10 protein-coding genes and 1 pseudogene are annotated in these 11105 nt (G+C 40.5%); 5 read left to right on the top strand and 6 right to left on the bottom strand.

Annotated features, from left to right (window positions below; all coding sequences use genetic code 11):
* Positions 1-163: 163 nt before the first annotated feature.
* On the bottom strand, positions 164-925 hold the full coding sequence (locus tag LC586_RS37685) for a tetratricopeptide repeat protein (protein WP_229490828.1): 762 nt from the start codon (positions 923-925) through the stop codon (positions 164-166).
* Positions 926-1162: 237 nt separating this feature from the next.
* Complete coding sequence (locus tag LC586_RS37680) at positions 1163-1552, bottom strand: hypothetical protein (protein ID WP_229490826.1); 390 nt, start codon at positions 1550-1552, stop codon at positions 1163-1165.
* A gap of 607 nt (positions 1553-2159) precedes the next feature.
* On the opposite strand from LC586_RS37680, the gene LC586_RS37675 reads away from it, so the two are divergent.
* Both LC586_RS37675 and LC586_RS43150 read left to right on the top strand, forming a co-directional pair.
* On the top strand, positions 2160-3050 hold the full coding sequence (locus LC586_RS37675; RefSeq protein WP_229490825.1) for an SGNH/GDSL hydrolase family protein: 891 nt from the start codon (positions 2160-2162) through the stop codon (positions 3048-3050).
* A gap of 252 nt (positions 3051-3302) precedes the next feature.
* Positions 3303-3992 carry a PLP-dependent transferase gene (locus tag LC586_RS43150; RefSeq protein WP_306423346.1) on the top strand — a complete coding sequence of 230 codons (690 nt, stop codon included), beginning with the start codon at positions 3303-3305 and terminating at the stop codon, positions 3990-3992.
* Between the two features lie 81 nt (positions 3993-4073).
* Here LC586_RS43150 and LC586_RS37665 read toward each other — a convergent pair whose 3' ends face one another.
* Together LC586_RS37665 and LC586_RS37660 are read right to left on the bottom strand one after the other, a co-directional pair.
* Positions 4074-4568: a DUF6174 domain-containing protein gene (locus tag LC586_RS37665; RefSeq protein ID WP_229490823.1), complete on the bottom strand. Its 495-nt coding sequence runs from the start codon at positions 4566-4568 to the stop codon at positions 4074-4076.
* A 271-nt stretch (positions 4569-4839) separates the two neighbouring features.
* Positions 4840-5019, bottom strand: a complete 180-nt coding sequence (locus LC586_RS37660) for a hypothetical protein (RefSeq protein ID WP_229490822.1) — start codon at positions 5017-5019, stop codon at positions 4840-4842.
* Between the two features lie 237 nt (positions 5020-5256).
* Here LC586_RS37660 and LC586_RS37655 point away from each other — a divergent pair, with 237 nt between their 5' ends.
* Positions 5257-6849 carry an FAD-dependent oxidoreductase gene (locus tag LC586_RS37655; RefSeq protein WP_229490820.1) on the top strand — a complete coding sequence of 531 codons (1593 nt, stop codon included), beginning with the start codon at positions 5257-5259 and terminating at the stop codon, positions 6847-6849.
* Between the two features lie 86 nt (positions 6850-6935).
* Complete coding sequence (gene speB / locus LC586_RS37650) at positions 6936-7976, top strand: agmatinase SpeB (RefSeq protein WP_229490818.1); 1041 nt, start codon at positions 6936-6938, stop codon at positions 7974-7976.
* A 173-nt stretch (positions 7977-8149) separates the two neighbouring features.
* On the opposite strand, the gene LC586_RS37645 is transcribed toward speB, so the two are convergent.
* Positions 8150-8425, bottom strand: a complete 276-nt coding sequence (locus LC586_RS37645) for a ubiquitin-like small modifier protein 1 (protein ID WP_229490816.1) — start codon at positions 8423-8425, stop codon at positions 8150-8152.
* Between the two features lie 94 nt (positions 8426-8519).
* Positions 8520-9830, bottom strand: coding sequence for a threonine synthase (gene thrC, locus LC586_RS37640; protein WP_229490814.1), 1311 nt, complete (start codon positions 9828-9830; stop codon positions 8520-8522).
* Positions 9831-10641: 811 nt separating this feature from the next.
* Between thrC and LC586_RS37635 the strand changes: the two are divergent.
* A pseudogene (locus tag LC586_RS37635) lies at positions 10642-11004 on the top strand (hypothetical protein); the annotation flags it as partial.
* Positions 11005-11105 lie beyond the last annotated feature (101 nt).

Below are 11105 nucleotides of genomic sequence, written 5' to 3'. Positions count from 1 at the left end.
AACCATGACCGAGATATCAACGCAAGTAAGAACATTTTGGCGGCAGGGCTTGCCGTGTCAGTCTGTGGAGCGAACATAAGACCCGACAATCTAATGGTTGAAGGGCAGTTGCGGAATCCCCGTAAGGAAAAGAAGCAGAAACCTAAGTCGTGAGGCTTAGGAATCACCGCACTTTTAGGGCGGTGAGGATGTCAACAAGATTCCTTCTGATCTCTAATGAATATTGATGAAACTCAACCGCCTTTTGGTACTTTCCCAAAGCATTATAAGCATTACCCAAGGCACTTAAAGCCATGCCTTCACTATTGCGTTGGCAATGCCTGCCGTAGGCATCGCAGATGAATCTTGCCAGTTTTAACCATTGCTGGTAAAACTCAATTGCCAGTTGGTACTGTCCCAACGATTCATAAGTATTGCCCAAACTTCCCAGGCAAATGCATTCCTCAGTCCAATCGCCTATTTTCCTGGTAATACTCAACCATTGCTGATAATACTCAATCGCTTGCTCGTACTTGCCCAGGCATTCATAAGTATTGCCCAAACTTGCCAAGCAAATGCCTTCCCCAGTGCGTTGGCAATGCCTGCCGTAGGCAGCGCCTATTTTCCTGGTGATACTCAACCATTGGTGATAAAATTCAATCGCTCGCTGGTATTTTCCCAGTGATTGATAAGCGTTGCCCAACCCAGATAAAGATTTGGCTTCTCCTAAGCGATCGCCTATTTCTCTAGCTATATCCAACCACTGCTGATAAAACTCAATTGCCAGGTGATACTCACCTAGTGAGTGGTAAGCATTGCCCAAACTTCCTAAACAAGTCACTTCCTTATTGCGATCGCCTGTTTCTCTGGCTTTGTGCAAGCACCGCTTTTCAAACTCAATGGACTCGATGTTATTTAGGCTCCCGGATCTAATTACTTCTGTCATTCTCTATAGAAAAGGAAATTTGTGATCGATAAGCTGTCGATTATACAATTTTCTGTGGCTTTCGCACACTATAAGTGCAACTTATTATCTCAAAATTTAGAAATTGTTTTTCAACAGGAATTTTATTTTATACACATAAACTACTGTGTATAAAAGGCTTGTATTTATATTGGTAACAAGCGCACGAACATACTATAATAAAAATTTAGTTTTTTAAAAGATATAATAAAAACTAAATCAATCAGCAGCAGCATAATCAGGCAATGCGTTGAGTTGTAAATTAACAGCACTTAGATAATTTTGGTCGTTTAAAACTTGTGATGGTAATTTATCTGCATTAACAGCAGCCTTCACCAAATCTTTTGCAATAATATTTCTGTTCAGAGTTTCAAATACTAGCTCTCCTCCACTAGGAATTCCGTGCTGCTTCAAACCTCCTTGATAAGCAAAAGTAACTAGATTGAAAGGCTGGAGGTAACTAACAGAAGTAGAATTCCTGGATAAATTATTAGAGTTAATAGCTATCTCGCTATTGTTGTTAGTCGCTGTTTGAGCGCCAGCAATTCCAGGTACAAGAGCAATAAAAGCAATCATCAGTCCAGAATTTATTAAGGTAGCAAGTTTCATACGGTTTATCTTAGGTAAAATGCGATTGGTGTTCTTTAGTAATAGATTCCTCTTTATTATTAATCTCAGCTTCCTTCAGTCAGGTCACCTGATCGGTTGATATATGACTCACCCAAAAGGGTGAGCTAATTGAGGAACACAAAGACCAATAAACACTCCTTTAAGTCCAGACACAAAACAGATTGGTTGAAATTTCCAATTACTTAACTGAGGCGAGTTGAACATTTATGCAATTTTTAATTCGCCTCTTGAGTTCCTTTAATGGGCAAGAATGCCTGAATATCTGCAAATTTAGTAACACAAGTGTATTTGTCTGTATAAAACTCATATTTAATTTTTTTAAATATACGTAGTAACGCACCACATAAAGGTTTTAGTGCAGTACTCTCGGCGATAAAGTTTATTGATGAGATGTTATAAAACACAACAGCGTTGCATTAAGACAATTGGCAAAATCCACACCTGAAAGTATCCGGTTTTGCTCACTAGCTCTAAAGCTAGCTTGTTAACTTAGAGAAGTGTTCAATAGCAAGCTCAATCTTTACTCACAACAATAATCATCAACAGTTGTAAAAACTATTGTCTTTAGGGTTTGCAGAAAAGTTTAATGCAAAGAAATAAGTGGCTTTTAAGAACAGGACTTGCTCTCCTTATTTTTATCATGGTTGTAGCGGCAAAATTTATGGATAAAACTCATCCCATCTCAGAACTTTATGTATTTGGGGATAGTCTTTCGGATACAGGGATGGTATTTCGGGCGACAGGAGGAATGTACCCACCTAATCCAACTTACTTTCAGGGGCGTTACTCGAATGGTCGGGTTTGGATTGAGTATCTCGCCGAAAGCCTCTATCTCTCCTCTAAGCAAACTCACAATTTTGCTTACGGAGGAGCAACTACTGGCAGTGTTGGCAACAACTATGTACCTAGCTTGCTAAATCAAGTGCAGTCGTTTACGCAGACACATCAACATATGAATCCAGATGCTTTGTATGTGCTGTGGGCAGGCGCAAATGATTATTTGCAAGGGGTAAGCAGTGCAACTCTTCCTGTTAAAAATGTGACAACGGCAATCAACTCTCTAACTGATGTGGGTGCTAAAAAGATTCTGGTTGCAAATTTACCAGATTTAGGACAGTTACCTGCCACTAGAAACAGTACGAATTCTGCAAACCTCAGTGCATTAACACAAGCACATAATCAAGGCTTGAGGCGATCGCTCAAAGTACTAAGTCAACAGCATTCCGATCTGGAGATTGTGCAATTAGATGCTAACGTGCTGTATCGAGATGCGATCGCAAATCCGGCAGCCTTTAAGTTTACTAATGTGAGCAGTCCATGTTTATCTGGCGATCGCACCTGCGGTAAACCAGACCAGTTTTTGTTCTGGGATGGCATTCATCCGACGGCTGCGGCTCATCGCATCATCGGGGAAACTGCTTTTTCAACAATTCAAGAGGCAGGGATGATTAATCCTCGTTCAATGTTGGTTCCCTAACTTAATTGAACAGTTTTTGCAGGGATAAAATTATTTCTGTCAAAAATGCTTTAGATTACAGCGTTTTTAATCTATTTGAACGACAATCCTTGGTAGGGGCGTACAGCTAGCTGTGCGCCCTTACAGTATGTTTAATTAACTAAAAATAACTGTAAAATACGGTAAGCCTTAAGAATTACCGTTGATTAATCTAATAGAACGCTCAAATAGTATATTACTTGCTTGTATAATTGGAAACTAAAATAACTGCTTATGTCTGAACAATATCGTTTTGAAACCCTGCAAGTTCATGCTGGACAAGAACCGGCTCCCGGAACTAATGCTCGTGCTGTACCAATTTATCAAACGACTTCCTACGTTTTTGACGACGCCGATCACGGAGCGCGGTTATTTGCTCTCCAGGAATTTGGTAACATTTATACCCGGATCATGAACCCGACGACGGATGTATTTGAAAAGAGAATTGCTGCTTTAGAAGGTGGTGTAGCAGCATTAGCAACAGCTAGTGGGCAGGCGGCGCAATTCTTGGCAATCACTACCATTGCTCAGGCTGGGGATAATATTGTTTCCACTAGTTTTTTGTATGGGGGAACATATAACCAGTTTAAAGTCTCACTACCACGTTTAGGTATTAACGTCAAGTTTGTCGAGGGAGATGATCCAGAAAGTTTCCGTCAAGCGATTAGCGATCGCACAGTTCCTAATTTATCAGATTATGAATCTGTTCTGCGAAGCATCCAGCAACCGACTTTAGTTGTCGCCATTGATTCTGACATCCTCTATCCTCCAGTAGAGCAACAAGAATTAGCAAATTTAATCCCTAATGCTCAACTGGCTTGGCTGAAATCAACCCACGGACATGATGCATTTTTAATTGACATGGATGCATTGAATGAAATACTAATCTCTTTTCAGCAAAGTTTAGATTTCCCAGCCTCCTAACTCGACGTATTCAGAAAAAAGCTAGACTTTCCAAGTTTTGAGCATGAAGTTTCGAGATAACAAAGCTCTCGTTAGCTATATTTACTCGATCTGTTGCAGATTACTAATTGTAAAGAATATTGTATCATCAGTTCTTTGCTTATCATAATCAATGTTAATTTGAGTAGGGTAGCCAAGTGTCGGGTTATATTGTACAGTCAAGTTGTCTGCTTTTTGAATGAACGCATTTCTAATGATATTAAATAGTTTAGGAATTGTATTATATTTTTCAAATAAAGCTTTATCTACTGGGTTTTTACCATATTTATAAGTAATGGAAGTTGTGACTCCATTACGTACTTCAATAATCACTGGTTCTGTGGATTTGGGGAAACAAAAGCAACTTCTAGTAAATTCATAGCGATAGTTAGAGATTTTTTTTTGTCTCCATAATAGTTGATTAATCTTAAATTGTTCTAAGGCAAAATTATTAGACGCTGGTTTTTGGGCTACCTGTATAGGAGGTTGAGATATTACAGGTGTACTCAAACCCAAAGACGCCACTAAAATGGCACTAATTGCAATTGGTAAACGCATATAAATCCATCTTTAACTCTAATTGCTTAGTAGTTTAACGTGGTTAAAGGTCATTGCCAAAAAACTGAAATTATTTTTGACACTCATCCATACCCTAGTTTTACTCATCTAGACGATCTGCGATCGCATTCAGCAATGACTCAAATCTGATTTGCTGTGAATATCAGGGGTGAGCGTGTTCATATCTCGACATTTTTGTAACAGTCAAAGTGTCGCGCTGACGAACATCCCGCCAAGAAATAAATTTCTTGGCTAATAGCTCAAGTCCACTTCAGTGGACCAATTGTCGAGCAAAAAGAGCGTAGGCGTAGCCCGTCGTAGACATCGCTCCACCTCTGAACTCAAATTGTCGAGTTAAAAGGGCGTAGGCGTAGCCCGTCGTAGACATCGCTCCACCTCTGAACTCAAATTGTCGAGTTAAAAGAGCGTAGGCGTAACCCGTCAGAGACATCGCTTGCAACCATCACCATAAAAGAGATCAAATTTGTTGAGTCTGCGTAGGCGGACTTCCTTTGTATAGCCGCGATTTCTAATCGCCGGGTATATTTGCTTCAGATAATAGGTCTGATCGCGGCAAAATATCTAACTTTTTGTATTTGATTTTAATATTGTTGTGTGATCCTATGTAACTTGATGGCTATAGCTTTCCATATTGCCCAGCTTCTATCCAAAATTCCTGTGTATAAATATGTCAGAAACTAAATCAAGTCCTCATACACATACCAACACATCAACCAAGGCTGATACCTTAGCTGCATCTGTTATCTCCTCTTCTAATCCTCAAGAAATCTACGATGTTGTAGTGGTTGGCGCTGGGCCTATTGGCTTAGCAACTGCCATTGGCTTACGTAAACGTGGTATTGAAAATGTCCTTGTCATCGATCAAACTCGCGCCTTTCGTCAAGTTGGACAAACAGTGGATCTCCTCCCTAATGGATTACAAGCTCTCAAACATTTAGATCCTAACGCTTACGAAGAAGTCAAAAATACTGGACTGTGTTTATTGAATTCCAAGCAGTCTAATGGACAGAAAACTGTCGAACCTACTCAAAAACAACAACTTCCAAAGACTTCACCCCGATGGACTTACAAAAATTTCCAGGGGGAGATAATTCAGTCAATTTCACTTAGTTTTGATGACTGGTTTAAAGATTATGGCGAGGGTCGAGTATCAATTTCTTGGTACAATTTGCAGACAACCCTCAGACAGCTACTTCCACAAGACCGAGTTAAAGCTAATCACCGTTGTATTAATGTTGTGAATGAGCCGGAAAAAGGTTGTGTCCGCATAGATTGTGTATCTGACACACGAATAGAGGCAAACCCATACGCGTATTGGACAGATGGGCAGAAAGATAATGATATGCAGCCTCAAAACTCAGATATTGTCCCCCAAGAAATCGCAACAAAATCGATTAGAGCTAAACTAATTGTTGCAGCAGACGGGATTAATTCTACAGTTCGTAGGCTGCTTTACACAGATACTCAATATCATGATTTTGCCCGACCTGAATACTCTGGGTTTGCAGCTATATCTTGTAGAGAAATAGCTGAGGTAGCAAAGGAAATAAGGACGAAACTAGAAGAAGATTTTTTTCAAGGCTCACGAATTGTAACAATCACTAATGATGAAATATCTGGAAATTCCGTTTTTATAAATAACATCAGTATGATGTTATTTCGCAGACCAACTGGTGAACTTGGGTACATAATACATCTTGCTTTGCCTTTAGAATCGGTGCAAGGAAAGTCAGAAAGTTCTTTAATTAACTTAGCTCTCCAGGAGTTGGAGAAAGCAGGCTTTCCTGATTCGCTCAAGCAATTAGTACGTATATCTCCTCCTGCCAAGATGCAGCAGCGTCCATACTACATTCACCGCGCTACCATTTCCGATTCTCTACAAGTTTGTAACCCAACTGATCTCAATACTGAAGCTAATCCTGCCAAAATTCCACCAGCCTGGAGTGTAGGGCGAATCGTATTAGTTGGCGATGCCGCACATGGAATGCCTCCCTTCATGGCTCAAGGAGCTAATCAAGGATTTGAGGATGCCCTAATAATTACAACACTCATCGCTAAAATTGCTGAGAATAATAACTGGGATGATCTGCAAGCTATAGCCAAAGCCTTCGAGAAATATGAGTGTCTTCGTCGCCCATTGATAGCATACGTGCAACAGGCAACATTAAAGCGATCGCCCCACTCCTCAGACAATGAGTGGCAGGAGTACAGCCAACAGATGTATTGCCGCAATTTCGACGAAGTAATAGAGGCGCTGTAGTTTACCGTCTGTGAAAAATTTTTATTACAATGCAGATGTCCACTAGGCGGCGTGCTGTCTATCCACGTAAATCCAGAAGATAATCGATGAGTAATCAACTACAAGACTACGATCCTAGCGGCATAGGTGAAGTAAATGGCAACCTCTTAGGTTTGCCCTGCGATTATGAGTCGGCAAACCTGATTGTCTTTGGTGTGCCGTGGGAAGTCACTGTTTCCTATGGCGCAGGCACAGCTAACGGGCCACAGCGAATTCTCGATGCTTCGACTCAACTGGATTTGTTCGATTTTGATAACCCTGATGGTTGGAAGCAGGGAATTTTCATGGTGGAAATTCCCCAAGATATTTTAGAGAAGAATACATATTACCGCGCCTTGGCAGCACAAATTATTGAGCGATTAGCCCAAGGTAAACAACTCTCAGATACACCAGATTTAACACCTGTCCTCACAGAAATTAATCAAGTTTGTCAACAGGTAAATCAATGGCTGTTTGAAAATTGTCAAGAAGCAATTAACAAGGGTAAGCGAGTTGCAGTTATTGGAGGAGATCACAGTTCGCCGTTAGGTTATTTCCAAGCATTAGCGGCTAAGTACGCAAACTATGGCATTTTGCACATTGATGCCCACGCAGATTTACGCGATGCTTATGAGGGATTTGAGTTTTCTCATGCGTCTATTATGTTTAATGCGATGAAAATACCGCAAATATCCAAGCTAGTGCAAGTGGCTTTGCGTGATATTAGTCATGATGAAGTGCAAATGATAGACCAATCTGATAGTCGCATTATTGCATATTACGATCCAGCCATTAAACAAAAGCTTTACTCTGGTACAACTTGGATTGATTTATGCCGAGAAATTATCAGTCATTTACCTGAGTCTGTTTACATTAGCTTTGATGCAGATGGTTTAGATCCAAAACTCTGTCCAAGTACAGGTACTCCTGTTCCAGGTGGGTTGGAATTAGAGCAAACTTTTTGTCTGTTCCGGGAATTGGTTAATAGTGGGAGAAAAATTATTGGCTTTGATATCTGCGAAGTCGGTGATGGTGAGTGGGATGGTAATGTTGGGGCGCGGGTAGTTTACAAGCTGGCAAATTTTATGGATTTATCTCAGCAGAAATAGGACTTATGTCATGTCCGCAAAATTACCCAAAGAAAATCCTGGCTATATCGCCTATGCCACGAATAAGAGAGGCGGCAGCTCACTAATGAGTATTCCCAGTCTCCGGCTGGGAACAAGGCAATATCTCAAAGGTTTGTCTAGTTAGGCTTCTACTTTATTTGGTGTTCCCTTTATTAACCACCGGCGACAGCAGGGACAATACTTACTTCATCGCCATCTTTAAGGGCTGTGTTAATACCATCTAAATGACGGATATCTTCGCTTTCGACGTAAAAATTTACAAATCGACGTAGCTTACCTTGTTCATCGCATAACCGGGATTTAATACCAGGAAAGCTTTGTTCTAAGGAATCTAACAATTCAGCAATAGTGCTACCTGTGGATTCTAGAGTAGCTTGATTATTAGTAAAACTCTGAAGAGTTGTAGGAACTAAAACTTTTACAGCCATAGAAGTACAAAGTGAGGAGTGAGGAGTGAGGAGTTAGGAGTTAGGAATAAAGTTAAGAGTTATGGATAAAAAACTCATAACTCATAACTCCTAACTAAACGAGGACTTGTTGCCATTCCAAGCGATCCAGAGTACGCGATCGCTCTAGGGCACGTTCAAAACTATCGAGTTTAGCATCAATAGTCAAGGGTTCGCCAACGTAGCCTTGGATTGCTTCTTGAGTTTTCAAACCATTGCCGGTGATGTAAATCACGGTAGTTTCATCTGGATCAATTTTGCCAGCTTCTACCAGTTTTTTCAGCACCGCCACAGTTGTACCGCCAGCCGTTTCTGTGAAGATGCCTTCGGTTTCTGCCAGCAGCTTGATGCCATCAATAATTTCTGCATCATTGACTGATTCAATGTTACCACCAGTCTTCTGAGCTAACTCGACAGCATAAATGCCGTCTGCTGGGTTGCCGATCGCTAGCGATTTAGCAATTGTATTCGGTTTTACTGGCTTAATAAAGTCGCGTCCTTCTTTAAAGGCTTGGGCGATAGGTGAACAACCTTCAGCTTGAGCGCCACTGAAACGGACGCTCTTGTTTTCTACTAAACCAACTTCGATAAATTCTTGGAACCCTTTATAAATTTTTGTAAAGAGTGAACCAGAAGCCAAGGGAGCAACAACATGATCCGGTAGTTCCCAGCCTAGTTGTTCCGCAACTTCAAAACCTAGCGTCTTAGAACCTTCAGAGTAATAAGGACGCAGATTAATATTGACAAAACCCCAGCCATGTGTATTAGCAACTTCTGAGCAAAGACGATTTACTTGATCGTAGTTGCCCTTGACGGCCATCAAGGTGGGACTGTAGATCAGGCTACCAATAATTTTACCGGCTTCTAAATCTGCGGGGATGAACACACAGCAGTCTAAACCGGCATGAGCTGCGATCGCAGCTGTAGAATTTGCCAAGTTACCAGTGCTAGCGCAAGAAACGGTAGTGAAACCCAACTCTCGCGCCCTTGATAGAGCAACTGAAACTACCCGATCCTTAAAGCTAAGGGTGGGCATATTAACGGCATCATTTTTTATATAAAGCTTATTTAGACCCAGGCGACGGGCAAGACGGTGGGAACGAACCAAGGGAGTCATACCCGTTCCCACATCTATAACATTGTCAGTTGCAACAGGCAAAAAGGGACGATACCGCCAAATTGAATTTGGCCCGGCTTGAATTGTTTCACGAGTGACAGTCAGACGGAGGGCGCTGTAGTCATACTTGACTTCTAAAGGGCCAAAACATAACTCACAAACATTACTGGCTTTGAGTTCATATTCGGCACCACATTCCTTACACTTCAAGGCTTGAAAGTAGGCAGTGCTGGTTTGGGTTTGGGTTTGGGTTTTGATTGCCTGAGTCATAAACTAGCTTTTCCCTGTTTGTCTGTCGGCTGTCGCCTGATACTAACACGAGCAAAAATACCCGTCAAACATACCCGACTAAAAATATCGGGTATTATTAGTATTGAAAAAAGGATTTCTGTAAAATTTTTATATACGTAAAGGTTATATTGAGTATTTATGCTTATATTGTCCTGGTTACAAAATCAAATAATAGCTTCAGGTATTCAGTCTTAACACTGATATTTAATATGATTAAATTGCATTTATTGAAATTAATATCCAATTTTAAGTGATCTAAATCACTTAGTTAAGCTTCTATTTTTTTATCTAAATGACTCCACAAGGTAGTAAGTATATATCACAACAAAGACTTAAAATCCTTCCATATATAAGCTTTAGTCTTTTGAGCGTATGATTAAACCCCTAAAATTGCTCTACGTATTGCCAAAATGAAATTGATTTTTCAGCTTTGATGCACTCAATTCATCGCTAAAGAAGTTACTTATTTATACTGAAGACTTTTTTTAGAGCAAAAGTTACATTGCTACTGACATCGACGATTCAGTAGAACACAGTAGTAAGTTACCGATATTTGCGATCGCTAGCTTTGATAATCAACGTTAAGCGTCAAACAAGTAGGCAATAACTTTTCTGCCTATTGCCTCAATCTAGTTTTTCAGGAGTAGCCAATAAGTTAACTCTTCAAATAGACATCTCCGAAACATTAAGCTTTTGGGCTGGTCTAATCGGTAATTCTTTAAGGAATTGCCGAACCTTATCCTGTCTCAAAACCCAAGATACAAGTTCAGCAAATAAACAAACTATTTCTATGGTAAACCGAAACAAATCAGTCAACAAGCAGCGCCAGCACTATCAGTCTCTAGTAGCAACAGCATTATTAACTAGTAGCCTTTTCCAATTTCTTGCACCTGTACTAGCTGAAGGTACGGCTGCGGGTCAATCCATCAGCAATACAGCGACAGCAACCTACGAAGATCCTAACAATCCAGGGACAACAATCAACACGACTTCTAACACCGTCGTTGTCACCGTAGCAGAAGTTGCTGGTATCACCGTCACAGCATCTGGTGTAACGGATAACACCACTAGCGCTACTAATACAGCAGTTCAGGTTGGCGACTTACTAGTCTACACCTACACCTTGACTCATATCTTGCACCTACCGAAAAAACTCGGAAAAAGCAGATAAAGATTACAAAAATGTAACATTATAAGCAGTGTCATGGTTGCTCACTACTTAGATATTTAAAGAACTATAAAACTAGTGATGTT

This window comes from Nostoc favosum CHAB5714 (assembly GCF_020829495.1).
Classification (GTDB): domain Bacteria; phylum Cyanobacteriota; class Cyanobacteriia; order Cyanobacteriales; family Nostocaceae; genus Nostoc; species Nostoc favosum.
This window is presented reverse-complemented; position numbering and strand designations above follow the sequence as displayed.

What these genes read in the sequence shown, in the direction of transcription:
- LC586_RS37685 (WP_229490828.1), bottom strand. Translation starts at nt 925, where the DNA reads ATGACAGAAGTAATTAGATCCGGGAGCCTAAATAACATCGAGTCCATT.
- LC586_RS37680 (WP_229490826.1), bottom strand. Translation starts at nt 1,552, where the DNA reads ATGAAACTTGCTACCTTAATAAATTCTGGACTGATGATTGCTTTTATT.
- LC586_RS37675 (WP_229490825.1), top strand. Translation starts at nt 2,160, where the DNA reads ATGCAAAGAAATAAGTGGCTTTTAAGAACAGGACTTGCTCTCCTTATT.
- LC586_RS43150 (WP_306423346.1), top strand. Translation starts at nt 3,303, where the DNA reads ATGTCTGAACAATATCGTTTTGAAACCCTGCAAGTTCATGCTGGACAA.
- LC586_RS37665 (WP_229490823.1), bottom strand. Translation starts at nt 4,568, where the DNA reads ATGCGTTTACCAATTGCAATTAGTGCCATTTTAGTGGCGTCTTTGGGT.
- LC586_RS37660 (WP_229490822.1), bottom strand. Translation starts at nt 5,019, where the DNA reads ATGTCTCTGACGGGTTACGCCTACGCTCTTTTAACTCGACAATTTGAG.
- LC586_RS37655 (WP_229490820.1), top strand. Translation starts at nt 5,257, where the DNA reads ATGTCAGAAACTAAATCAAGTCCTCATACACATACCAACACATCAACC.
- speB (WP_229490818.1), top strand. Translation starts at nt 6,936, where the DNA reads ATGAGTAATCAACTACAAGACTACGATCCTAGCGGCATAGGTGAAGTA.
- LC586_RS37645 (WP_229490816.1), bottom strand. Translation starts at nt 8,425, where the DNA reads ATGGCTGTAAAAGTTTTAGTTCCTACAACTCTTCAGAGTTTTACTAAT.
- thrC (WP_229490814.1), bottom strand. Translation starts at nt 9,830, where the DNA reads ATGACTCAGGCAATCAAAACCCAAACCCAAACCCAAACCAGCACTGCC.